Source organism: Paracoccus sp. 22332, assembly GCF_052045125.1.
GTDB lineage: Bacteria > Pseudomonadota > Alphaproteobacteria > Rhodobacterales > Rhodobacteraceae > Paracoccus > Paracoccus haematequi_A.
In genome coordinates this window covers 107,865-129,698 of sequence record NZ_JBQEOI010000005.1, presented here as the reverse complement: position 1 = coordinate 129,698, position 21,834 = coordinate 107,865, and the positions used below count along the sequence as shown (strand labels likewise).

At 68.6% G+C, this 21,834-nt stretch carries 23 protein-coding genes; 13 read left to right on the top strand and 10 right to left on the bottom strand.

From position 1 onward, the window contains the following. Window positions 1–57: 57 nt before the first annotated feature. From fliP to fliF, 4 genes are read right to left on the bottom strand one after another with little or no spacing between them, the layout of a single operon-like run. A complete protein-coding gene (gene fliP, locus ACTJI6_RS07825) occupies window positions 58–777 on the bottom strand; it encodes a flagellar type III secretion system pore protein FliP (RefSeq protein WP_241232689.1) in 720 nt (239 codons plus the stop codon). After that, window positions 774–1,031 (bottom strand): FliM/FliN family flagellar motor switch protein, encoded by a 258-nt coding sequence (locus ACTJI6_RS07820; RefSeq protein ID WP_126153735.1) that lies wholly within the window; start codon window positions 1,029–1,031, stop codon window positions 774–776. The genes fliP and ACTJI6_RS07820 overlap by 4 nt, the downstream gene beginning before the upstream one ends. After that, window positions 1,019–1,609: a hypothetical protein gene (locus tag ACTJI6_RS07815; protein ID WP_440799337.1), complete on the bottom strand. Its 591-nt coding sequence runs from the start codon at window positions 1,607–1,609 to the stop codon at window positions 1,019–1,021. Before ACTJI6_RS07815 ends, ACTJI6_RS07820 begins: the two co-directional genes overlap by 13 nt. After that, window positions 1,606–3,156 (bottom strand): flagellar basal-body MS-ring/collar protein FliF, encoded by a 1,551-nt coding sequence (gene fliF, locus ACTJI6_RS07810; RefSeq protein ID WP_440799792.1) that lies wholly within the window; start codon window positions 3,154–3,156, stop codon window positions 1,606–1,608. Before fliF ends, ACTJI6_RS07815 begins: the two co-directional genes overlap by 4 nt. 127 nt (window positions 3,157–3,283) lie before the next feature. Between fliF and ACTJI6_RS07805 the strand changes: the two genes are divergently transcribed. Genes ACTJI6_RS07805 through ACTJI6_RS07765 form a run of 9 tightly spaced genes read left to right on the top strand, consistent with a single transcriptional unit; the run spans window position 3,284 to window position 10,084 of the window. Continuing rightward, window positions 3,284–3,760, top strand: a complete 477-nt coding sequence (locus ACTJI6_RS07805; RefSeq protein ID WP_440799334.1) for a flagellar basal body-associated FliL family protein — start codon at window positions 3,284–3,286, stop codon at window positions 3,758–3,760. Continuing rightward, on the top strand, window positions 3,757–4,116 hold the full coding sequence (locus ACTJI6_RS07800; protein ID WP_126153731.1) for a hypothetical protein: 360 nt from the start codon (window positions 3,757–3,759) through the stop codon (window positions 4,114–4,116). Before ACTJI6_RS07805 ends, ACTJI6_RS07800 begins: the two co-directional genes overlap by 4 nt. Then, entirely contained in the window at window positions 4,109–4,651 is a 543-nt protein-coding gene (locus ACTJI6_RS07795; protein WP_440799331.1) for a MotE family protein, read from the top strand. Before ACTJI6_RS07800 ends, ACTJI6_RS07795 begins: the two co-directional genes overlap by 8 nt. Window positions 4,652–4,663: 12 nt before the next feature. Next, window positions 4,664–5,530, top strand: a complete 867-nt coding sequence (gene motA, locus ACTJI6_RS07790; RefSeq protein WP_440799329.1) for a flagellar motor stator protein MotA — start codon at window positions 4,664–4,666, stop codon at window positions 5,528–5,530. After that, on the top strand, window positions 5,530–5,808 hold the full coding sequence (locus ACTJI6_RS07785) for a hypothetical protein (RefSeq protein ID WP_126153728.1): 279 nt from the start codon (window positions 5,530–5,532) through the stop codon (window positions 5,806–5,808). Before motA ends, ACTJI6_RS07785 begins: the two co-directional genes overlap by 1 nt. Then, window positions 5,805–7,901 (top strand): flagellar biosynthesis protein FlhA, encoded by a 2,097-nt coding sequence (locus ACTJI6_RS07780; protein WP_440799327.1) that lies wholly within the window; start codon window positions 5,805–5,807, stop codon window positions 7,899–7,901. The genes ACTJI6_RS07785 and ACTJI6_RS07780 overlap by 4 nt, the downstream gene beginning before the upstream one ends. After that, a complete protein-coding gene (locus ACTJI6_RS07775) occupies window positions 7,901–8,656 on the top strand; it encodes a flagellar biosynthetic protein FliR (RefSeq protein WP_440799325.1) in 756 nt (251 codons plus the stop codon). The genes ACTJI6_RS07780 and ACTJI6_RS07775 overlap by 1 nt, the downstream gene beginning before the upstream one ends. Further along, a complete protein-coding gene (flhB, locus tag ACTJI6_RS07770) occupies window positions 8,653–9,714 on the top strand; it encodes a flagellar type III secretion system protein FlhB (protein WP_440799322.1) in 1,062 nt (353 codons plus the stop codon). The genes ACTJI6_RS07775 and flhB overlap by 4 nt, the downstream gene beginning before the upstream one ends. Window position 9,715: 1 nt before the next feature. After that, entirely contained in the window at window positions 9,716–10,084 is a 369-nt protein-coding gene (locus ACTJI6_RS07765) for a hypothetical protein (RefSeq protein WP_126153724.1), read from the top strand. Between the two features lie 210 nt (window positions 10,085–10,294). Here ACTJI6_RS07765 and ACTJI6_RS07760 read toward each other — a convergent pair whose 3' ends face one another. After that, window positions 10,295–11,335, bottom strand: coding sequence for an endonuclease/exonuclease/phosphatase family protein (locus ACTJI6_RS07760; RefSeq protein ID WP_440799320.1), 1,041 nt, complete (start codon window positions 11,333–11,335; stop codon window positions 10,295–10,297). Between the two features lie 40 nt (window positions 11,336–11,375). Continuing rightward, on the bottom strand, window positions 11,376–12,656 hold the full coding sequence (locus ACTJI6_RS07755; protein ID WP_440799318.1) for a S8 family serine peptidase: 1,281 nt from the start codon (window positions 12,654–12,656) through the stop codon (window positions 11,376–11,378). Window positions 12,657–12,748: 92 nt separating this feature from the next. Here ACTJI6_RS07755 and ACTJI6_RS07750 point away from each other — a divergent pair, with 92 nt between their 5' ends. The 4 genes from ACTJI6_RS07750 to ACTJI6_RS07735 all read left to right on the top strand — a co-directional run bounded on the left by ACTJI6_RS07750 (window position 12,749) and on the right by ACTJI6_RS07735 (window position 16,702). Continuing rightward, window positions 12,749–13,240 carry an RNA polymerase sigma factor gene (locus ACTJI6_RS07750; protein ID WP_440799316.1) on the top strand — a complete coding sequence of 164 codons (492 nt, stop codon included), beginning with the start codon at window positions 12,749–12,751 and terminating at the stop codon, window positions 13,238–13,240. A 45-nt stretch (window positions 13,241–13,285) separates the two neighbouring features. Further along, complete coding sequence (locus tag ACTJI6_RS07745; protein WP_440799314.1) at window positions 13,286–13,987, top strand: anti-sigma factor family protein; 702 nt, start codon at window positions 13,286–13,288, stop codon at window positions 13,985–13,987. A gap of 220 nt (window positions 13,988–14,207) precedes the next feature. Then, window positions 14,208–14,945 carry a calcium-binding protein gene (locus ACTJI6_RS07740; RefSeq protein ID WP_440799312.1) on the top strand — a complete coding sequence of 246 codons (738 nt, stop codon included), beginning with the start codon at window positions 14,208–14,210 and terminating at the stop codon, window positions 14,943–14,945. Window positions 14,946–15,121: 176 nt separating this feature from the next. After that, complete coding sequence (locus ACTJI6_RS07735) at window positions 15,122–16,702, top strand: glucan biosynthesis protein (RefSeq protein WP_440799310.1); 1,581 nt, start codon at window positions 15,122–15,124, stop codon at window positions 16,700–16,702. 12 nt (window positions 16,703–16,714) lie between these two features. Here the strand turns inward: ACTJI6_RS07735 and ACTJI6_RS07730 are convergent, their stop codons facing one another. The 4 genes from ACTJI6_RS07730 to ACTJI6_RS07715 all read right to left on the bottom strand — a co-directional run bounded on the left by ACTJI6_RS07730 (window position 16,715) and on the right by ACTJI6_RS07715 (window position 21,792). Beyond that, window positions 16,715–17,377 carry a metal-binding protein ZinT gene (locus ACTJI6_RS07730; protein ID WP_440799308.1) on the bottom strand — a complete coding sequence of 221 codons (663 nt, stop codon included), beginning with the start codon at window positions 17,375–17,377 and terminating at the stop codon, window positions 16,715–16,717. 123 nt (window positions 17,378–17,500) lie between these two features. Further along, window positions 17,501–19,012, bottom strand: coding sequence for a malonate--CoA ligase (locus ACTJI6_RS07725; protein ID WP_440799306.1), 1,512 nt, complete (start codon window positions 19,010–19,012; stop codon window positions 17,501–17,503). Further along, the gene (locus tag ACTJI6_RS07720; RefSeq protein ID WP_440799789.1) at window positions 19,009–20,328 is read right to left on the bottom strand and encodes a malonyl-CoA decarboxylase; all 1,320 of its coding nucleotides are present in this window, start codon (window positions 20,326–20,328) and stop codon (window positions 19,009–19,011) included. Before ACTJI6_RS07720 ends, ACTJI6_RS07725 begins: the two co-directional genes overlap by 4 nt. A gap of 84 nt (window positions 20,329–20,412) precedes the next feature. Continuing rightward, complete coding sequence (locus tag ACTJI6_RS07715) at window positions 20,413–21,792, bottom strand: SLC13 family permease (protein ID WP_126153715.1); 1,380 nt, start codon at window positions 21,790–21,792, stop codon at window positions 20,413–20,415. Window positions 21,793–21,834: the final 42 nt, after the last annotated feature.

Sequence of the window (21,834 nt, the reverse complement as noted above, 5' to 3'; positions counted from 1 at the left end):
CTCTCGACGCCCTGGCGCGCATCTGCCCCGGAACGGCGCCGCCGCGCAAGTCGCGCGTCACTGATAGCTGCGCACCAAGGCCCCCGCGATCATCGACCAGCCGTCCACCGCGACGAAGAAGGCCAGCTTGAAGGGCAGCGACACGACCACCGGCGGCACCATCATCATGCCCATCGACATCAGCACGGCCGAGACCACCAGGTCGATGATCAGGAAGGGCAGCGCGATCAGGAAGCCGATCTCGAAGGCGCGCTGGATTTCGGACAGCATGAAGGATGGGATCAGCACGGACAACTGGGCCGAGCGGTCGCCTGTGCCGGGCGCGATCTCGGCCAGGCCCGCCAGGGTGTCGGGATCGGTGCGCGCAGCCATGAAGTCCTGGAAAGGCACGATGCCGCGCTGGATCGCCTCGCCCAGGGTGATGGTGCCGTCCTGCAAGGGGGCGCCCGCGACGGCCCAGGCCTCGCGCAATACCGGATCCATGATGAACCAGGTCAGGAACATCGCCAGGCTGACGATCAGCATGTTCGGAGGCGAGGATTGCAGCCCGATCGACTGGCGCAGGATCGACAGCACGGTGACGATGAAGGGAAAGCAGGTCACCATGATCGCGATGCCGGGCGCCAGCGACAGCGCCGTCAGCGCCGCGACCAGCAATACCGCGTTCTGCCCCAGCCCCGCGCCCATCTGCCCGGCGATCTGGCCCAGCTGGTCCTGCGCCAGGGCTGCGGCAGGCATCGCGGCCAGCGCCGCCCCCAGCGCTGCGCGCAGGATCATGCCGCGCCGGGGGCGGGCAGGATGCGCACGCACAGCCGATCCTCGGCGCTGGCGTCGGCGGTCAGTTCGCCGCGCGCAATCACCTTGTCGCCCACGCAGATCTCGACCCCCTCGTCGATGGACTGGTCCAGAAGCAGAATGTCGTCGGCCCGCAGCGAGGAAAGCTGCGCGACGGTCTGGCGGGTCCGGCCCAGCCGCACGGTCACCTCGACCTGGATGGCGTCGGTGTCGATCAGGTGGTTCAATGCGTCCATGATGCCTCGTCTCCGTTCGGTTTCGGCCGGTTGATTTCGCTCAGCAGCGCGCGGATGTCCTCGGCCACACGGCCTGGATCCAGGTCGATCCGGCCGCCTTGCAGGGACAGGGAAATGCGGTCGGATTCGGTCGTCGTGACCTCGATCCCGTCCAGCCCGCAATCGGCCAGGCAGCGGTCCACCATCGCCCGCAGCGCCGGTCCGCAGGCGACGCTGGCGCGCAGCGGCGCGGCGGTGCGCGACAGGCGCAGCAGCTCCTCGGTCAGGGCGGCTTCCAGACGGCGCGATTCGGCAACCGGGGCCAGGCAATCGAGGATCTGCGTCAGGATCGGGGCCAGGGCTTCGACGGCCTCGCGGCGCAGGTCCGCACGGCGCGCCTCGTCATCGGCCAGGGCGCGGGCCAGGCGGTCCAGTCCGGCATTCAGCGTGCGGACCTGTTCGTCCGCCTGGCGAGCCATGCCTTCCGCCAGCCCATCGGCGAAGGCCTGGTCCACCGCCTCGCGGCTGAAGGTCAGGGCCGCCCCCTGCGCCGCCATCGCCGCGCCGAAGGATTCGAGCTTGAATACTGCAAGGGTCAATGCGCGTTCTCCTTGTTGTCGATCCAGCCGGTCAGGATCTTGACGCTTTCGTCATGGCGTTCCTTCATCATGTTGCGCAGCCGGGCCACCGGATCGCCCGAGGGCAGCGCAAGCTGTTCGGGCGCGCGCGGCGGCGCGGCCATCGGCTCGGGCAGGACTTCGGCGGCGGGCAGGACGGTCCCGCTGAGAACGGGCGCGTCAAGGGCCGGGCGGCTGGTGTCCAGCGCCGGACGGGCGCGGCCCTTCAGGACCGGACGCAGCACCAGGAACACCACCGCCAGGGCGAACAGCCCGATCAGCAGGATCCGCGCCAGGCCGTTCAGCTCCAGCCGGTCCATCCAGCCGGGGGCCGCGGCCGTCCCGCCCTCGCCCAGGCCCGCGAAGGGCAGCGACTTGACGGTGATCAGGTCGCCCCGCGTTTCGTCATAGCCCACGGCCGAGGCCACCAGTTCGCGCAGCACGTCCAGTTCGGCCTGCTGGCGCGGCACCATCTGCGTCTCGCCCTGGGCGTTTTGCTCGGCCACGCCGTTGACCAGCACCGCCACCGTCAGGCGCCGGGTCGATCCGGGCTGGCGGGACACTTCGCGAGTCACTCGGGTCACCTCGTAATTGGCCTGCTGACGGGTTTCCTGGCGATTGGCCTCGGTCCGGTCGCCCTGCGCCTGATCGCCGTCCGGCAGGTTCGAGGCCGCCGTGACCGCGCCCGACCCGGTGCTGTTGCTCTGATCGGTGGTTTCCTCGGTCACCTGGGAAATCATCGCCCGGCTGTCGGGATCGAAGCGCTGTTCGGTCACTTGTTCGCTTTCCGTGACCAGATCCAGGTTCAGTTCTACGATGGCGTTGCCGATGCCGACATGGGGTTCCAGGATGCGTTCGACATTGCGCTTCATCTCGGCGGCGCGATCGGCGCCCGGCTCATCCTCGCCCGAGGCGACGATTCCGGTCTTGGTGTCGATCACCGTCACCGATTCGGGCGCCATGCCCGGCACCCCCGACGAGATCAGGTATTTCAGCGCCGCCGCCTGGTCGCGGCTGACGCCCTGGCCGTTGGTGCCGATCGTCACCGACGCACTGCCCTGGCCGTCGCGGCGATAGCCGCGCCCGGTCTCGATGGCCAGGTGGACGCGCGCGGTCTTGACGTTGGGCAGCGCCAGGATGGTCCGCGCCAGTTCCCCTTCCTTGGCGCGCCAATAGGCGGCATCGAACATCTGCGAGGTCGTGCCGAAGCCCGACATGCCGTCCAGCAGTTCGTAGCCGGCCCCGCCCGCCGCAGGCAGGCCCTGCGCGGCCAGATCCATGCGCAGCTTGTCGCGACTGGCGGCATCGACCCAGATCGAATCGCCCCGTACCTCGTAGGCCACCCCCGCGCGTTCGATCCCGGCCACGACCTCGCCCGCCTGGGCCGAATCCAGTCCGCCGTAAAGCAGGCTCATCGAGGGGCGGTTGGCCACCCAGGCAAAGCCCGCGATGGCCATGAATGTTGCCAGAAACGCCGCCACCAGGATGGCTTTCTGTTGTGAGCTTCGCTCTGTCCAGTAGTCCTGCAATTTTTGCAAAACCGGCCCTTTCGAATCAGCGTCAGGTTCCTTCGTCCCGCCGTTGATGACATGGGCGGCGTTAAGATTTGGTTAGTCGCGGGGTGCTAATTCCGTCTTGTCACGACGGAGAATCACCATGACCGATGCGACCGCCGATCAGGCCCTCGATCCGCCCGAAAAGGCATCCGGCAAGAAGAAGCTGGTGCCGATCCTTGCCGCCGTCCTGCTGGCCGGGGGCGGCTTCGCCTCGACCTATCTGGGGCTGTGGTCGCCCATGGCCCTGCTGGCCGCGAAAGAGGAGGCGCCGGCCCTGCCCTCGGCCGTGTTCGTGACGGTGCCGACGGTCGACCTGATCATCCCCGGCGGATCGGGCCGCAACCTGGTGCTGTCCGCGAGCCTGGAAACCGACAGCGCCCACCAGGCCGAGGTCGCGCATCTGATGCCGCGCGTCTCGGACGCGTTCACCAGCTTCCTGTCGGGCATCGACCCCGCGGCCTATGACAAGCGCGGTGTCCTGGAAATCATCCGGGCCGAGCTTCTGACGCGCACCCGCTATGTCCTGGGCGAAAGCGCCATCAAGGATCTGCTCATCACGGAGTTTCGCTTCAAATGACATTGGAACACGTCTTTCAGGCCGCGCTGCTGGCGGCCTCGCTGGGCCTTGGGGGGTTCTGCCTGATGCTGTCGCGCCGTCTGCGCAGGCTCAACGACCTGGAAACGGGCCTCGGCGGGGCCATCGCCGTGATGGCGTCCGAGGTGGACCGCCTGGACCGCGCCATCCGCGACGCCAAGGCCGAGGCGACGGCCGCCGGAGAGGCGCTGTCGGCCGAAATCGCCTCGGCGCGCAAGGAACGCGCGCTGTGGGATCTGCGCCAGAAGATCACCCAAGCCCAGGCGCCCATGGCCCAGCCCGCGCCCGTCATTCCCATGCGCAGGCTGCGCAAGCGGGTGGTGAACGGCGATGCGTAAATCCGTCCTGACCATGCTGACGCTGGCCTTCGCCGTCCCCGCCGGGGCCGCGATCTGGCAGGGCGGGAATCTGTCGCGCTTCTTCGCGGCCTCGGCCAGTTCGGGCGACCTGCTGCAAGGCTGCACCGACGTGCCCGAGGCGGTGGCGCTTGCGACCGAATTGCGCGACCGCGCCCTGCGGATCGAACGCTATATGGAGGCGATGGAGACCCGCAAGGCCGAGATCGCCACCGCCGAGGCCGCGCTGCGCGCCCGCGCGACCGAGTTGCGCCAGCAGAAATCCGGCATCCAGTCGCGGCGCGACACCGCATCCCAGGCGGTGCGCGAGGATATCGACCGCCTGGTCGCCGTCTATGACCAGATGAAGCCCGCCGAGGCGGCGGCGGTGCTGACCAACCTGCCCCCCGATTTCGCGGCCGAGATCCTGATGCGCGTCCAGCCCGAGACCGGAGCCCGCATCATCGCCTCGGTCGAACCGCGCCAGGCGGCGCTGCTGACCGCCCAGATGGGCGCCCGCAGCATCCAGAACGACTGAAGGAGAAAGCCCATGTTCGGCATCGTCGGCATCGTCGTCACCTTCGCCATGGTCTTCGGCGGCTATACCCTTGCCGGGGGCAAGATGGGTGTGATCACGCACTCTCTGCCGTTCGAGATGATGATGATCGGGGGCGCCGCCATCGGATCCTATCTGCTGACCAACGACGGCCATACGCTGAAACAGACGCCGGGCGGCATCATCCGGGCGTTCAAGGGGCCGCAATGGAAGGAATCGGACCATCAGGACGTGCTGTGCCTGATGTTCCAGTTGCTGAAGGTGGCGCGCGAAAACCCCGTCGCCCTGGAGCAGCATATCGAGAACCCGACGGAATCGCCGCTCTTCACCGCCTATCCGCGCCTCTTGGCCGATCACGAGGTCGTCTCGCTGATCGCCGACACGCTGCGTTCGGCCAGCCTGAACTATGACGATCCCTACCAGGTCGAGGAGATCCTGGCCCGCCGCCTGGCCGGGCTGCGCGAGGATTCCATGCATGTCCCCCATGCCTTGCAGAACATGGCGGACGCCCTGCCCGCCCTGGGCATCGTCGCCGCCGTCCTGGGCGTGATCAAGACCATGAGCGCCATCGACCAGCCGCCCGCCGTGCTGGGGGGCATGATCGGCGGCGCCCTGGTCGGCACCTTCCTGGGGGTGTTCCTGGCCTACGGCTTCGTGGCGCCCCTCGCAGGCCGCCTGGGCGGCGTCGTCAAGCAGGATCTGGCCTTTTTCGATGTCATCAAGTCGGTGCTGATCGCGGGCCTGCACCAGCACGCCACCAACCTGTGCGTCGAGGTCGGGCGCCAGGCCGTGCCCGATCATGTCCGCCCCAGCTTCAACACGCTGGAAGCCGCGCTGCGCGACCTGAAGAAGGCCGCGTGATGATCGGGGCGATGGTGATGGTGATCGCGCTGTCCGGCAGCGCCCCGGCCGATCCGGCCCTGCTGCCCGACGCTGCGGCCCTGGCCGACGAGGCGACAGGCTGGCTGCTGGAGGGCGAATCGCTGCCCGCCGACTATCGCGCGCGGCTGATGGCCATGTCGCCCGAGGCGCGGCTTCAGGCCCTGGTCTTCCTGCGCCGGGCCGGGCTGCTGACCAGCGAGCCTTGGACGCTGTCCGATATCCTCGATCCCGCCCCGGCGCAGGAAGGTGCCGAATGACCGCAGCCCGACGCACCAACCGCCTGAAATCCCTCGACACCTCGGTGCTTGTCACCGGGGGCCTGGTGCTGATCGTCATCTCGATGGTCATCCCGCTGCCGCCGGCGGTCCTGGATTTCGGCTTTGCGCTGTCGATCGCGGCGGCGGTCCTGATCCTGGTCATGGCGTCGCTGGTGGAACGGCCCACCGACTTCCAGGCCTTCCCGATGCTGCTTCTGATGACGCTGGTGATCCGGCTGTCGCTGAACGTGTCCTCGACCCGGCTGATCCTGACCCAGGGCCATACCGGCACGGACGCGGCGGGCCATATCATCAACGGTTTCGCCAGCTTCGTCGCGGGCGGGTCGCTGATGGTCGGGCTGACGGTCTTCGCCGTCATCTCCATCGTCAACTTCATGGTCATCACCAAGGGTTCGGGCCGCATGGCCGAGGTCGCGGCGCGCTTCGCGCTCGATTCGCTGCCGGGCAAGCAGATGGCCATCGACGCCGATCTGAACGCCGGCGCCATCGACCACCAGGAGGCCAAGAGCCGCCGCGCCCGCGACCAGCAGGAGATCAATTTCTTCGGGTCGCTGGACGGGGCGTCGAAATTCGTCAAGGGCGACGCGGTGGCGGGCATCGTCATCACCCTGGTCAACCTGCTGGTGGGCCTAGGCATCGGCATCGTCGCCCATGGAATGCCCGTGGGCGAGGCGATGGCCAGCTATTCCCACCTGACCATCGGCGACGGGCTGGTGGGCCAGATCCCGGCGGTCATCACCTCGATGGCGGCGGCGCTGCTGCTGTCGCGGGGGGGCGCGACCGACACGACGGCGCGGCTTCTGTCCAGCCAGCTGATCCGGGGCTGGCAGCCCGCCGCCGTGGTCGCGGCGGCAATGCTGCTGATGTCCTTCGTGCCGGGGATGCCGCGCCTGCTGTTCCTGGTGATCGCCGCCGCCATGGCCTTCGGCGCCTGGAGCCTGCATCGCAAGGCGGTTTCGGCCGCCACCGTCCTGCCCGATCTGCCGGCCGAATCGGCCGCCGCCCCGCGCCCCGCCGCCCGCATCGGCGACGTGCTGGACACAGACGAGATCAGCGTGGAAATCGGATCGGACCTGGTGCTGATCGCGCTTGACCAGGCGCGGGGACTGGGCAGCCGGATCACCAACCTGCGCATCCATATCGCCCGCGCCTATGGCCTGATCCTGCCCGACGTGCGCATCACCGACACCGACGACCTGCATCCCGGCGACTATCAGATCCGCATCCACGGCGTCGTGCGGGGACGCGGCAGCTTGCGGCCCGGCGCGATCCTGGCGCTTGGCCCCGACACCGTGCTGCAAGGCCTGACGGGCGACGCGGTGCGCGAACCCGTCTATCTCAGCCCCGCCCGCTGGATCGACCGCGACGCCCAGGATGACGCCGCCACCCAGGGCGCCACCGTCGTCACCCCGATGGAGGTCCTGTCCACGCATCTGATGGAGGTCGTGCGGGCCAACCTCTCCTCGCTCCTGACGCTGGGCGCGATGCAGCGCCAGATCGAGGAGCTGAAGACCCTGTCCGACAGCGCGCGGGCCGAACGCAACCGGCGCTATTTCGACAGCATGATCCCCGACAAGGTCTCGCCCGAGACGCTGCTGGCGGTGCTGCGCGCGTTGCTGGACGAAAAGGTCTCGATCCGAAACCTGCCGCTGATCGTCGATGCGATGGCTGAATTCCGCAGCATCGAATCGGTGGAAACGGTCTATGAACTGGTCCGCAAGCGGCTGCGCGGCCAGATCACCCAGCAATACAGCGATCCCGCAGGCCACATCTCGGCCCTGCAACTGCACCCGGCATGGGAGGCCGAGTTCGTCCGCGCCGACGCGGAAACGGGCCGCGCGGGCGGCGGGGCGATGACGCCCGCGCTGTCGCGCAAGCTGCTGGACGCCGCGCGCCGCGCCATCGGGGCGGTGGAGCCCGCGCTCCAGACCGTGCTGGTGGCGCCCGACCACCGGCGGCGGATGCTGCGCGCGGTCCTGGGATCGAACGGCATCGCCATGCCGGTCCTGGGGCTGGAGGAAATCGACCCCGGCGCCGACCTGCGCCTGATCGGCACCATCGAGGTCGGCTGATGTGGGACCAGCTTTCCCAGCTTCTGCCCGGATTCGGCTGGACCTGGGTTCTGGTCTATCTGCGCGTGCAGGCCCTGATGCTGGTCCTGCCGGGCATCGGGGAACGGGTGATCCCGGTCCGGGTCCGCGCGGCGGCGGCCATGGCCGTCACGCCGATGCTGGCGGGTCTGGCGCCGCCCGCCCTGCCGCCCTCCGACACGCTGACGACGCTGGGCCAGGCGGCCGGTGAAACGCTGATCGGTCTGGCGGCCGGGATGGGCCTGCGCCTGCTGGCCCTGTCTCTGGACATCGCCACCTCGGCCATCGCGGCCACGGCATCCCTGTCGCAGCTGGTCGGCGGCCAGAACGAGGCCGCGCCCCATCCCATCGGCAACATGATCCATCTGGCCGGGCTGGCGGTGCTGATGGCCCTGGGCCTGCCCATCCTGCTGGTGCAGCTGATGGCAGACAGCCTGGCCTTGTGGCCTCCCGGCGGCTGGCCCGACGCCGACGGCCTGGCCGCCGAGGCGATCCGCCTGATCGCCCGCAGCTTCTGGATCGCCATGCTTCTGGCCGCGCCCTTCACGCTGGGCGGCTTCATGTTCCAGGCGCTGTCGGGGGTGATCAACCGCGTCATGCCCGCGCTGCCGGTGATATTCATCGGCTCTCCTGCCGCGATCATGCTGGCGCTGGCGGCGCTGGCGCTGCTGGCGCCGGTGCTGATCGGGCTGTGGGCCGACGCGATCCTGGGCCATGTCCTGCCGGGGGCGCCATGAGCGAGGAAAACGACGACAAGCCCTTCGAGGCGTCCGAGCAGAAGCTGCGCAAGGCGCGAGAGAAGGGCGACATCCCGCGTTCGGCCGAGTTGAACGTGGCGGCGATGTATCTGGGCGCCTGGCTGGCCTTTGCCGTGGGCGCGGGCTTTGCCGTCAAGGCCTGGCTGTCGATGGCGACCCGCGCCCTGGGCGCCGAGGGCTGGGCGCCCGGCGCCACCGGGGCGATTGCCGAAGCGCTTAGCCATTACGCGGGCTGGGCGGTGCTGGCCCTGGCGGCGGTGCCGTCGCTGGTGATCCTGGTGGCGCTGATCGCGGGACGGGGTCTGGTCTTTGCGCCGCAGAAACTGGCCTTCGACCTGAACCGGATCAACCCGATGAAGACCGCCGGGCAGAAGTTCGGCAAGTCGGGGCTGGTGAATTTCGGGATTTCGCTGGGCAAGGTGGCGCTTGTCTGCGCGGGCGGCTGGTTCCTGTTCCGCAGCTTTCTGGGGCATCTGATGGCCAGCCCGCTGGCGGGCGACCGCTGGATCGCCGATCTGGGCGCGCTGCTGGGCCGGGTGCTGGCCCTGGCGCTGGCGATCTCGGTCCTGTTCGCGGGGCTGGACATGGGCTGGCAATGGTTCGACCACCGCCGCAAGAACCGCATGTCCCGCAAGGAGATGGAGGACGAATACAAGGATTCCGAAGGAGATCCGCATTTCAAGGCCGCCCGCCGCCAGCGCGCCGTGGAAATCGCCACCAGGCAGATGCTGGCTGATGTGGCGAAAGCGGACGTGGTGATCGTGAACCCCACCCACTATGCCGTGGCGCTGCAATGGAAACGCGGCAGTGGCCGGGCGCCGGTCTGCCTGGCCAAAGGCACCGACGAGGTCGCGGCCCGGATCCGAGAACGCGCGCGCGACAGCAAGGTGCCGATCTTTTCCGATCCGCCCTGCGCCCGCGCCATCCATGCTACGGTCGAGATCGGTCAGGAAATCCGCCGCGAACAGTTCGCCGCCGTCGCGGCCGCGATCCGCTTCGCGGAAAAGATGCGTGAAAAGGCCAGGGCGGGGTGGTGACATGAAGGACAGCGACAAGCTGGCGCAACTGGAGCGCATCGCGCGGATCAAGGCGGAACGCGAACTCAAGCGGTTCGCGGCCTTCAGCGTGCATATGACGCAGGCGCAGACCCGTGCGGACGCGATGCGCACCGCGCTTGACCAAAGCTATCGCAGCACGGCGCCCCTGTCGGTGGCCGAGGCGCGGATCGCCAATGCCCAGGCAGGCCGCAGCGCCCGCGAACTGCACCAGGCCGAGGCCGAGGTCGCACGGATGCAGCCGCGCTTCGACGCCGCCCGCCGCGACGCGGCACGCGAATTCGGCCGGGCCGAGGTGCTGCTGAATCTGTCAGCGCTGCACCGCGCCGAGGAAGACGCGCCGCGATACTGAGAAGCCGTTCCGGGGATCCTGCCCTTGCGGGCTGGGCATGGTTGCATCAGACAAGGGCGATCGCCCTTCGTGCTTCACGCCATGACAGGGTGCCGGGCGGGACAAGAATGCACCGGCGTTTCCTCGGCCTGCGCTGCGGCCGGGATCCGCCCCGACGATGGATCACCCGATCCAGCAGGGCGGACCAGCCCGCCAGCGATCCCCGCGACGCTAGCGCGCGGCTTCCAGCGAGTCCAAATCGATATCCACCCAGACCAGGCGATGGTTCGACGCAGCCTCGACCGCGGCGGCCAGCGGATCGCCCGGCGCGGGCCAGATCACGCCGCTGGCGGTCACGCGCAATCCTTTGGCGGGCCAGGCGTAATCGACGCGCAGATTGCCCGGCCCGGCAGGATCATAGACCGCCGTATCCAGGGCGGGATCGCCCGTTTGCCGGGCATTGGCGCCCGCTTGGTCCGGCTGGAAAGCCCCCTTGGGCCGCGGATCCTGGGCGTGATCCAGCAGGGCCGTCATCGCCTGCGCGCGCCCGTCTCCGTCCGCCAGATCCAGGTTCGGATTGCCCAGCAGCACGAAGGGCGTGGCGGGCAGGTGGTCCAGCCAGAAGGCGGCCTCGTCATGGTTGCGGCGGCCGTTCAGATCCTCGGGTCCGTCGAAGACCGGGGGGGTCGCGGACCAGGCCAGCAGGTGCAGCGGTCCCCGATCCGTCAGCACCGGCACGTCCCAATGCGCGGTCGACGACAGGCGCTGCCCCTGGGGCACGGATGCGAGCATCAGGCCGCCGGGCAGGTCGCGCCACAGGAAGGCCGTGTGATCCGTGACCGGACCCAGCGGCAGGCGCGACAGGATCGCCATCGCGTTCTGGCCGGAAAACTGGCCGAAGCCCTGGGCATCCCCGGCCCCGCCGGTACGGCCGTCGCCATCCAGATCCAGTCCGGTCGGCATCCCGCTGTTCGGGCGGGCGGCAAAGCGGTGCGGCATCGGATGCCCCGCCTGTTCCAGCACCTGTGCAAAGGCCGACAGCGCCAGCCCGTCATGATCCCAGTCGAAGCCGGTCAGCAGGATCGCGTCGGGTGCCGCCGCCGCGATCACCTGGGCCGCCGCCAGCACCTGCGGGTCGGCGCGGCGGATGTCGCGCAGCAGCAGCCCCGGTCCCGACCGAGACAGGCCGGGATCATAAGTGGCGATGCGCAGATCCCGCGCGGCGGCAGGACAGGCAAGGCACAGGAAAATCATCCAGACAAAACGGATCATCCGCCAGATGTGGCATGGCGCGCACGGCCTTGCCAAGCCCTCAGCAGGGCGGCGGCGGGGCGATCAGGCCCGCGCCGAAGATCGCGTCCGGCCCGTCCGGTCCCAGGTCGCGGGCAGCGGCGCGCAGCCTGCCGCGCAGGTCGGCCGCCGTCAGCGCCGGATCGCGCTGCCACGCCAAAGCCGCCGCCGCCGTCACGAAGGGCGCCGCATAGGAGGTGCCGGTCTTGGTGCGCACGCCGCTGATCGACGCCGCCGTCCAGACATTCACCCCCGGCGCCGCCAGGTCGATATGGTCGCCCCGGTTCGCGCGGCGATAGATCTGGCCGCGCCGGTCAACCGCCGTGACCGCCAGCACGGCGTCATGGGCGGCGGGAAAGGCGGGCGCGGCGCGGGGTCCGCCATTGCCCGCCGCCGCGATCAGCAGGATATCCGCCGCCGCCATCTCGGCGATCTGGGCGTCGAGCGCCGCATTATGCGGCCCGGCCAGCGACAGGTTGACGATGCGCACGTCCTGAGCGGCCAGGTAATCCAGCGCCTCGATCAGCGCGAAGGCGTCGGCGCGCTGATCCTGGGCGACCTTCTGGAAGGCGTCGACGGCGACCAGCTCGGCCCCCGGAACCAGGCCGGGGCTGCGGCTGTCCCCGTTCCCCACCAGCAGCGCGGCGACGGCGGTCCCGTGCAGCAGGTCCGAGGGCGGCGCCTGCGTGTCGATCCGATGGACGCGGATCCGCGCCCCCGCAAGGGCGGCGTGATCGGCGTTCAGCCCGGTATCGACCATGCCGATGCGCGGCAGGGCGGCGCAGCCCGCAAGACCGGCGGGCCAGCCGATCATGTCGCGCGCCAGGCAATCGGCGCCCTCGCAGCGCGCCCCCGAACCGGCCTGTTCGCTGCGATAGAAATGGTTGAAATCGGCCCGATCCTCGGTGACCAGACCACGCACCCGGTCGCGGGCCTGGTTCATGGTCAGGGATGCAGGCTTCAGCAGCCGCGTCAGGCTGTCGCCATCCGACAGGTCGCGCCGTTGCAGCAGATCGAACCCCTCGGCCAGAAGGACGGCCAGATCGTCATCGGTCAGACCGCGGGCCAGAACCTCGTTCTCGGCGCGGGTCGGCAGGGGCGCGGGGGCCGCCGGGGCGGGGCGGGCGCGGCGGATCACCCGGTCATCGTCATCATCGTCGTCGTCATCATCATCGTCGTCATCATCATCGTCGTCATCGTCCGCCTGGGCGGCGGCGACCAGCGACCAGCCTTCGGGCTGAAGGCGCGGATGGCTGGCCAGGGCCAGAAGGATGACGGCAAGAAACAGCAGAAGCCTTGGCATGGCCGGTTTCCTTTGGGCAGTTCGTTTCTGGACAATGACGCCCCAGACCCGCAAATATTCCCCCGCCGCAGGAAAAATCCAAGAGGAGTGGCATGGACGCAGCTTTCGGCGAAGCCCTGATCCGGCTTCTGCCCAATCTTCGCCGCTATGCGATGTCGCTGGCCCGCCGCCCGGATCTGGCCGACGACCTGGTGCAGACCACCGTGGAACGGGCGATCCGCGCGGCGGACAGCCATGATCCGGCCGCGCGGCTGGAGCCGTGGCTGTTCCGCATCACCCGCAACGCCTTCATCGACATGACGCGGCGGCAGCGCACCGAAGGCGTGCAGGTCGATGTCTTCGACATGCCCGAGGCCCTGGCCGACGACGGCGACCGCGCGGTCGAGGCGCGGCTGATGCTGCGCGCCACCCAGGACGCCATGCAGGCCCTGCCGCCGGAACAATCCGAGATCCTGCACCTGATCTGCATCGAGGAACTCAGCTATGCCGAAGCCGCCGCCGTCCTGGACATCCCCAAGGGCACGGTGATGAGCCGCCTGTCCCGCGCCCGGCTGGCGCTTGCGGAAAAGCTGGGAATAAGATGACGCGCCAGGCGTATCCCCCCTACACCCGTTCGAAAGGAGCCGGCCGTGCAGATTGACGATGAAACCCTGATGGCCCTGGCGGACGGAGAGCTGGACGGGGCCGAAGCCGCGCGCGTCCAGGCCGCGATTGCCGACGATCCCGAAGCCCAGACCCGGCTGCGCCGGTTCACCGAAACGCGGGCGCGGCTGCGCGCGCTGTCGGCGGCCCCGGCCGGACAGAGCAGCGACGACGACCTGATCGCGCGAATCCGCGCGGCCAGCATCCCCGCGCAGGCGCCCGTGGCCCCTGCCCCGGCAACTCCGGCGGGGGCGGCCAACCGGAACCGCGCGCCCTGGGCGGCCATTGCCGCCGGGCTGACGGCGGCCCTGGTGGGGCTGGGCTGGTGGCAGATGGGCGGCGCGCCCGCCGGTCTTGAACAGGCCGAGATCGCGGCCCTGGACAGCCTGCCCTCGGGCGAAGCGGCGATGTTGGACGATGGGCGCGACCTGACGATGATCGCCTCCTATCGCACGGCCGAAGGGATGTTCTGCCGGGAATACGAAACCGCCCAGGACGCCCGCGTGACGGTCAGCGTCGCCTGCCGCGACGACGGCGGCTGGCAGCGGCAATTCGCCAGCGTCATGACGGCGACCGACGGCTATGTCCCGGCATCGGGCGACATCGCGGCCCTGGACGACTGGCTGGCCCGGACCGGCGCGGGCGATCCGCTGACCCCCGAGGACGAGGCGGCCGCCCTGGCCGAATAGCACGCTGTCCGACACCATCCTTCGAAAGGCCCCCGGCTCGGGGGCCTTTTTGCTGCCGCGATGGAAAAGATCCGTCCCGCCGGGAATAACCCCCTCTCCCGCCCGTAAACGCTGCATCAGGCGGAGGGGCACACGGCCCCGCCCCGCCTGGCGGGCGCGGCGGCCATGGGCGGGGCGGCGCGGCCCCTTCCCCTTTACCGCCCTTGCAGGAGAAGACGACATGGCGACCTATCGTGGAAACGACGGCGACAACCGCTATAACGGGACCAGCGTGGCGGACCTGATCTATGGCCGGTCCGGCGACGACACCCTGTCGGGCGGCGGCGGCAACGACACCATCCACGGCGGCGAGGGCAACGACCAGATCCACGGCGGCGAAGGCAACAACGTGCTGAGCGGCGGCGAAGGCAACGACCGCATCTGGGCCGGCAACGGCAGCGACCGCATCAACGCCGGAGAGGGCAACGACATCGTCAGCGCCGGCGCAGGGCACAACCATATCGTCCTGGGCGAGGGCAACGATTCCGCCGTCTCGTTGACGGGCAATGACAGCATCGACGCCGGAGAGGGCAATGACAGCGTGCGCTCGGGCGCGGGCCACGACAAGCTGTGGGGCCGCGAGGGCGACGACGTGCTGCTGGGCGAGGCGGGCAATGACGGCCTCAGCGGCGGCGAGGGCAACGACATCCTGAACGGCGGCCGGGGTAACGACGTGATGGCCGGGGGCGAAGGCGCCGACCGCTTCATCTTCAACAGCGGTCGCGACCGGATCACCGATTTCGAGAACGGCGACGATCAGATCGACCTGTCGGCCTTTTCCGCCTTCACCAGCTTTTCCAGCATCCGCGCCGCCGCCAGCCAGAGCGGGTCGGATGTCGTCATCCGCGCGGGCAGTCATTCGCTGGTGATCCAGGACACCCGGCTGCGCGAACTGGATGCGGACGACTTCATCTGGTGACTTCATCTGGCAACATGGGGGGCCGGGGCGCCTTGCGCGGCCTGGCCATCGCCATGGCAATGGCGCGACAGATCGGGCAATTCGGCGGCAAGGGACCGCCGAACCCCGCGCATGGCCTTGCATTTGCGGCAGAAGCAAACATTTGATGCCGCCAAAGGCCAGCCATCCGGGTTTCCATGACCATCGACCGTTTCAACCGCCGCCGCCTGCTGCAATCCGCCCTAGGCGGCGGCGCGTTCTTCCTGCTGCCGCATCTGGGCCGCGCGCAAGGCGCATCCGGCGAAGGCCAGCCGTTTTCCTTCGACCGGCTGCGCGACATGGCCCGCGACATGGCCACCCGTCCCCATGTCCCCGACGACATTCCCGATGCCGACATCCTGGACCAGGTGGATTACGACCGCCACAACCAGGTCCGCTTCCGCGCCGACCGCAGCCTGTGGCGCGGCCAGGGCCGGATCTCTCCGGTGCAGCCGTTCTTTCCGGGCATGTATTTCCGCAACCCCGTGCGCATCCACACGGTCCAGGACGGCATGGCGACCGAGGTGCCGTTTTCGCTGGACCTGTTCGACATTCCCGAAGGCAACCCGGCCCGGCAACTGACCCGGACCAGGGGTTTCGCAGGCTTCCGCGTCCAGGACGCCAAGACCGAGATCGACTGGATGGCGTTCCTGGGCGCCTCCTATTGGCGGACCTCGGGCTATAGCGGGCAGTTCGGGCTGTCGGCGCGGGGGCTGGCCATCGATACCGCGATCCCCGACGGACCCGAGGAATTCCCGCTGTTCACCCATTTCTGGCTGGAACCGGCCGAGAACGGCGACCTGACCGCCTATGCGCTGCTGGACAGCCCGCGCGCGACGGGCGCCTATCGCATCGTCTCACGGCGCGGCAACGGCGTGTCGCAGGACATCACCGCGACGGTGTTCCTGCGCAACGCCGTGGAACGGATGGGCATCGCACCGCTGACCTCGATGTTCTGGTTCGGCAAGACGGACCGCCACATCGCCCCCGACTGGCGCCCCGAGGTCCACGATTCCGACGGGCTGGAGATCCTGGCAGGCAATGGCGAGCGCATCTGGCGGCCGCTGAACAATCCGCCGGGAACCCGGGTGAACAGCTTCCACGCGCCCTCGGTCAGGGGTTTCGGGCTGATGCAGCGGGAACGGGATTTCGCCCAGTACCAGGACGACGGGGTTTTCTACGACCGCCGCGCCAGCGCCTGGGTCACGCCGCAGGGCGATTGGGGCGATGGCGCGGTGGTCCTGACCGAGCTGCGCACCGATGACGAGATCCACGACAATATCGTGGCCTTCTGGCAGCCCGCCGGGCCGACCGCGAAGGGCCAGCAGCACGATTTCGCCTATCGGCTGGACTGGGTGCGCGACAACCCGGCGGTCAGCACCATCGGCCATTTCACCGCCGTCCGCCTGGGCGCGGGCGGGGTGCCGGGCCAGCCGCGCCCCAAGGGCGTGGTCAAGGTCGTCTGCGACTTTGCCGGGCCGAACCTCGCGGGCTTGGGGCGCGAGGACGGGCTGACCGTCGCGGCGACGACGGCGCAGGCGCAGGTGTCGAACACCGCCGTCTATCCGGTGGTGGGCACGGATTACTGGCGGGCGCTGTTCGACCTGTCCTTCGGCCCCGGAGACGATCCGATCGACCTGCGCGCCTATGTGGACGGCAAGGGCGCGGCCATGACGGAAACGCTGATCCTGCAACTGTTCCCGTCGCAACTGCGCGCGCTGCTGGCCAGCACGCCCTGATCCCTGCCGGGGTCAGTGAGCCAGCATCTCCGCCACGATCCCGTCCGCGTCCAGCGAGGCCGGATAATAGGTCGGCCAGTTCGTCACCTCGTCCAGCAGCGCGGCGCGGTCGTCGCCCCAATACAGGTGGAAATGGTCCGACGCCTCGGGCGCGATGCGGTGGTCGCTGAACTGGATGAAGTCCGGCGCGGCGTCATCGCCCTCGACCTTCTTGAAGATGAAGCGGACGCCGCGATTGCCCTTGGCATAGGTCAGGATCTCGTGGCCGTCGCTGGCGTATCGGCCCGTCGCGGCCTGATCGCCGCGATGGAAGGTCACGCTGTCGCCGTCGATGGCGATGCGGTCCACATCGGTCTTGTAGCCCGTCTCGTAATAGGCGCGGTATTCCTCGGCGGTCTTGTCGCCGTGTTCGGCCTTGTGCGCCATCACCAGATCCAGCGTCCCGTCGGCCAGATAGGGATAGACCGACTGCCAGTCGCCCTGCCAGTCGGACAGGGGCCGGGCCTGCACCTGGGCATCCTCGAAATAGCCGTCATGGACCGATTTTTCCGCTTGGGAATGGTGATGCGCGTGGTCGTGGCTGTGGTCATGCTTGTGGTCATGGGCCATCGCCGGGCTGCCCATCGCCAGGGCCGCCACAAAGGCCGCAGCCGCCATCTGCCAGATCTGTTCCATCGTCATCGCTCCGTAATTGATATGTTATTACGTCTCATTACTGTGCGACCCTGACGGTGGCAAGGCCCGAAAACGACAAAGGGCAGGTCGAAGCCCGCCCTCTTGCCCCGCGCGTGGGAACGGTCAGCGATACAGGTCGCCGTATCGGTCGCGCAGCAGGTTCTTTTGCACCTTGCCCATGGTGTTGCGCGGCAGTTCATCGATGAACAGCACCCGCTTGGGCTGTTTGAACTTTGCCAGCCGGCCGTCCAGCGCCGCCAGCACCTGGGCTTCGGAGATCGCGTCCGCGCCGGCCGGCACCACCACCGCCGTCACGCCCTCGCCGAAATCGCGGTGCGGCAGGCCGATCACGGCGGATTCGACGACGCCGGGCAGCGCGTCGATCTCGGATTCGATTTCCTTGGGATAGACGTTGTAGCCGCCGGTGATGATCAGATCCTTGCCGCGTCCGACGATGTGCAGATATCCGCGATCATCGAATTTCCCCAGGTCGCCGGTGATGAAGAAGCCGTTCTCGCGCAGTTCGGCGGCGGTCTTTTCCGGCATCTGCCAATAGCCCTTGAAGACGTTGGGGCCGCGCACCTCGATCATGCCGATCTCTCCCTGCGGCAGTTCCGCGCCGGTGTCGGGATCGGTCACGACGATCTGAACCCCCGGCAGGGGCATGCCGACGGTGCCCGCGACCCGGTCGCCGTCATAGGGGTTCGAGGCGTTCATGTTGGTTTCCGTCATCCCGTATCGTTCCAGGATGGCGTGGCCGGTGCGATCCTGCCATTCGCGATGCGTTTCGGCCAGCAGCGGCGCGGACCCCGAAATGAACAGCCGCATAGGCGCGGTCGTGTCGCGGTTCAGCCGGTCGTCCTGCAACAGCCGGACATAGAAGGTCGGCACGCCCATCAGCACCGTCGCCCGGTCCATCAGCGCGATGATCCTGTCCGGGTCGAACCGGGGCAGGAAGATCATCGACGCGCCGGAAAACAGCGTGACGTTGGTCGCCACGAACAGCCCGTGGGTATGGAAGATCGGCAGCGCGTGGATCAGCACGTCATCCGCCGTATAGCGCCACGCCTCCCGCAACGCCTGAGTGTTCGACACCAGGTTGCCATGGGTCAGCATCGCGCCCTTGGACCGCCCCGTCGTCCCTGACGTATACAGCAGCGCGGCCAGATCGTCGGCATCGCGCGGCACGGTGGCGAAACCGGCGGGGGCGTCGGCTGCCGCGTCGGTCAGGCTGCCCTGCCCCTTGGCATCCAGCGTCACGATCCGCGCCCCGGCCCGCGCGGCGGCATCTGCCAGCGCATCCGCCTTGGCCGGGTCGCAGACGAAGACCGCAGGCGTGGCATCGCCGATGAAATAGTCGATCTCGGCCGGAGTATAGCCGGTGTTCAGCGGCAGAAAGACCGCGCCCGCGCGCGCGGTGGCCAGATAGAGGATGATCGCCTGCACCGACTTTTCCACCTGCGCCGCCACCCGGTCGCCGGGTTTCACGCCCAGCGACACAAGCGCATTGGCCATCCGCCCCGCGCGGGCGACCAGATCGCCATAGCTGATGCGCCCGCCCGCATCGGTTTCGATGGCGGTGGCGTCAGGATCGGCGATGCCGGATTCGAGGATGTGGAACAGGTTGGCGGTCATGGCTTTTCTTTCGTGGTGGTTGGCGCGGGCAGGTGGCGTCGCACCGAATCCGATGCGGCGATCTCGGTGCGTTCGGCGAAGGCCTCGTGGTTGGCCTCGATCCGGTCAAGGTCATAGAGGTAATTGACCATCAGCCCGTGCGACTGCTTCAATCCGTTCGCCGATACGTCGCCGCCGAAATTCAGCCGCTCCAGGCAGGCGCCGTTGCCCAGGTGGAAGCGGGCGACGGGATCCACCGCCCGGCCCCTCGCGTCGCGGGCGCGCAGGAAATAGATCGCGGCGGCGGCCAGCAGCGGCGCGCGCAGGGCCTGCGCCGCGTCGGGATCGACATGCCAGCCGGGCTGGTCCAGGGGCTTCAAGGCGGCGCGCAGGTCGTCGTCCAGCAGGTCGTCCCCCTGCCGCGCCTTGGCCAGCCAGGCGGCGAAGCCCGGCACCGGCGACAGGGTGACGAAGGTCTGGATGTCGGGCAGTTCGGCCTTCAGATCCTCGACCACCTGCTTGATCAGGAAATTGCCGAAGGACACCCCCGCCAGACCGCGCTGCGTGTTGGAAATGGAATAGAACACCGCCGTGTCCGCCTGATCGGCCTCGATGGGGGTGCGGTCCAGATCCAGCAGCGGGGCCACGGTGTCGGGGATCGCCTGGGTCAGCGCGACCTCGACGAAGATCAGCGGTTCGTCCACCAGTTGCGGGTGGAAGAAGCCATAGCAGCGCCGGTCGGTCGGTTGCAGGCGGTTGCGAAGGTCGTCCCAGTTCTGGATGGCGTGGACGGCCTCATATCGGATGATCTTTTCCAGGATCGCGGCGGGGGTGTTCCAGTCGATATGGCGCAGCACCAGAAAACCTCGGTTGAACCAGGACGCAAAAAGATGCGCGAAATCGCTGTCCACCCGGCGCAGGGACGGGTTGTCCTTCAGATGGCGCAGCAGTTCCTCGCGCATGCGGACCAGGGCCGCCGTGCCGCCGGGGGCCAGGTTCAGGCGGCGGAACAGTTCCTGGCGGCGGGGTTCGGCGGCATTGTGCAGCGCCTCGAGGGCCTCGACCGAATCGGGTTGTGCCTGGATGGCCGCCACGGCCTTGCCGACGGCCTTGGGATCGGGACCGAAGCGGTCGGCGAGCGTCGCCAGAAACTCCAGCCGCTTGCCCTCGTCCGCGTCCTCGAAGGCGGCGACCAGGGCGCGGGCCAGGGCCACGCCCGAAGCCTCGCCCCGCCGGGACAGCAGCAATTCGCCCATCTCGGGCAGGCCGGGGGGCGCTGTCACCTGCCCCGCCGGATCGCGCCAGCGCAGCAGGGCGCGGCCCCGGTCGGTCAACATGTCGAACAGGTCGCCGAAGCGGTTCGAGCGAGAGGTCTGCACGGTCCTGGTCACGCGTGTCTCCTTGGGACGGGTGCCGTCGGGTCAGCCCGGCAGCACGACAAAGATCAGCCACAGCACCACGGGCGCGACCACGGTCACGATGGCCCCATAGTTCAGCAGCTTGCGGAAGAAGGCCTGCTTGTCCACGCCATGCGCATTGGCCAGCACCAGCGCGCCATTGGTGGAAAACGGGCTGACATCGACGATGGTGGACGCGACCGCCATCCCGGCGATGAAACCGATGGCGCTGACGCCGTTGTCGCCCTGCAGAAACGGCACCGCCAGCGGGATCAGCGACCCCAGCACCGCGGTGGACGAGGCGAAGGCCGACACCACCGCGCCGATGAAGAACAGCATCAGCGCCGCCAGCAGGGGCGAGGCCATGCCGGCCACGGAATCGCCCACGAAGTCGATGGTGCCCATCGCCTGCAACACCGCGACATAGGTCGAAACGCCGGTGATCAGCATGATTTCCGGCCAGGCGACCTGAGCCATGGCGCGTTTCTGCATGGTCGGGTTCCACAGCGCCAGCGCCAGTCCGATGGTCAGGGCGACGAAGCCGATGTCCAGGTTGAAGGCCAGCACAAGGATCGCCAGCAGGACCAGCCCGGCCAGCGTGAAGATCTGATAGGGCGTGCCGTCGGGCTGGTTGCCCTCGTCCACCTCGGCCACCAGTCGGTTGGAATCGCCGCCCGCTTCCGCGCCGATGCGGCGGGACAGGGCCTCGGCCTCGCTGTCGCCGAAAATCTGCGGGCCGGTGGCGGCGCGGGCGATATCGACATGCGGGACGTTTACGGTTTCGATCACGTCGCGCGCGGCCATCAGCTTGCGCCCGCCCAACACCATGAACAGGATCGCCGCGACCGCCGCGTTGACCGCGAAGCTGGCCGCGAAGGTGGTCATCGCCGACAAGGGCAGCCCCGCCTTGGCGACCACGCCGTTGGTGATGCCGCCATAGATGCTGATGGGCGAAAAGCCCCCGGCCTGCGCACCGTGAACGACCATCAGGCCCATCAGCAGCGGGCTGATGTGATAGCGGAAGGCAAAGCCCAAGGCGATGGGCGCGACGATGGCGACCGCGCCGGGGCTGACCGCGCCCACAGCCGTCAGCAGCGCGGAAATGCCGAACATGATCCAGGGGATCGCGCCGATGCGGCCCTTGACCGCGCGCACCGCCATGCGCACCAGCCAGTCGATGGTGCCGTTGTTCTGGGCCAGCGCGAACAGCCAGGTGATGCCGACCAGGGTCAGGAACAGCCCGCCCGGAAAGCCCGCGATGATGTCCTTGGTGGTCTGCGCCGCCAGCAGCGTGCCGACCAGAAAGGCGCCGACAAAGGCCAGAACGCCCATGTTGATCGGCCAGATGGTCGCGATCACGAACATCAGGACCAAGGCATAGATGGAAATCAGATGTGGTGTCATGCGGCTCTCCCCATAGCGCGACGATCAGGGGATCCGCCTCCG

Excerpts from the sequence above, each read along its gene's own strand:
- fliP (WP_241232689.1), bottom strand. The coding sequence starts at position 777 with ATGATCCTGCGCGCAGCGCTGGGGGCGGCGCTGGCCGCGATGCCTGCC.
- ACTJI6_RS07820 (WP_126153735.1), bottom strand. The coding sequence starts at position 1,031 with ATGGACGCATTGAACCACCTGATCGACACCGACGCCATCCAGGTCGAG.
- ACTJI6_RS07805 (WP_440799334.1), top strand. The coding sequence starts at position 3,284 with ATGACCGATGCGACCGCCGATCAGGCCCTCGATCCGCCCGAAAAGGCA.
- ACTJI6_RS07800 (WP_126153731.1), top strand. The coding sequence starts at position 3,757 with ATGACATTGGAACACGTCTTTCAGGCCGCGCTGCTGGCGGCCTCGCTG.
- ACTJI6_RS07795 (WP_440799331.1), top strand. The coding sequence starts at position 4,109 with ATGCGTAAATCCGTCCTGACCATGCTGACGCTGGCCTTCGCCGTCCCC.
- motA (WP_440799329.1), top strand. The coding sequence starts at position 4,664 with ATGTTCGGCATCGTCGGCATCGTCGTCACCTTCGCCATGGTCTTCGGC.
- ACTJI6_RS07785 (WP_126153728.1), top strand. The coding sequence starts at position 5,530 with ATGATCGGGGCGATGGTGATGGTGATCGCGCTGTCCGGCAGCGCCCCG.
- ACTJI6_RS07780 (WP_440799327.1), top strand. The coding sequence starts at position 5,805 with ATGACCGCAGCCCGACGCACCAACCGCCTGAAATCCCTCGACACCTCG.
- ACTJI6_RS07775 (WP_440799325.1), top strand. The coding sequence starts at position 7,901 with ATGTGGGACCAGCTTTCCCAGCTTCTGCCCGGATTCGGCTGGACCTGG.
- flhB (WP_440799322.1), top strand. The coding sequence starts at position 8,653 with ATGAGCGAGGAAAACGACGACAAGCCCTTCGAGGCGTCCGAGCAGAAG.
- ACTJI6_RS07765 (WP_126153724.1), top strand. The coding sequence starts at position 9,716 with ATGAAGGACAGCGACAAGCTGGCGCAACTGGAGCGCATCGCGCGGATC.
- ACTJI6_RS07760 (WP_440799320.1), bottom strand. The coding sequence starts at position 11,335 with ATGATCCGTTTTGTCTGGATGATTTTCCTGTGCCTTGCCTGTCCTGCC.
- ACTJI6_RS07755 (WP_440799318.1), bottom strand. The coding sequence starts at position 12,656 with ATGCCAAGGCTTCTGCTGTTTCTTGCCGTCATCCTTCTGGCCCTGGCC.
- ACTJI6_RS07750 (WP_440799316.1), top strand. The coding sequence starts at position 12,749 with ATGGACGCAGCTTTCGGCGAAGCCCTGATCCGGCTTCTGCCCAATCTT.
- ACTJI6_RS07740 (WP_440799312.1), top strand. The coding sequence starts at position 14,208 with ATGGCGACCTATCGTGGAAACGACGGCGACAACCGCTATAACGGGACC.
- ACTJI6_RS07735 (WP_440799310.1), top strand. The coding sequence starts at position 15,122 with ATGACCATCGACCGTTTCAACCGCCGCCGCCTGCTGCAATCCGCCCTA.
- ACTJI6_RS07730 (WP_440799308.1), bottom strand. The coding sequence starts at position 17,377 with ATGGAACAGATCTGGCAGATGGCGGCTGCGGCCTTTGTGGCGGCCCTG.
- ACTJI6_RS07725 (WP_440799306.1), bottom strand. The coding sequence starts at position 19,012 with ATGACCGCCAACCTGTTCCACATCCTCGAATCCGGCATCGCCGATCCT.
- ACTJI6_RS07720 (WP_440799789.1), bottom strand. The coding sequence starts at position 20,328 with ATGTTGACCGACCGGGGCCGCGCCCTGCTGCGCTGGCGCGATCCGGCG.
- ACTJI6_RS07715 (WP_126153715.1), bottom strand. The coding sequence starts at position 21,792 with ATGACACCACATCTGATTTCCATCTATGCCTTGGTCCTGATGTTCGTG.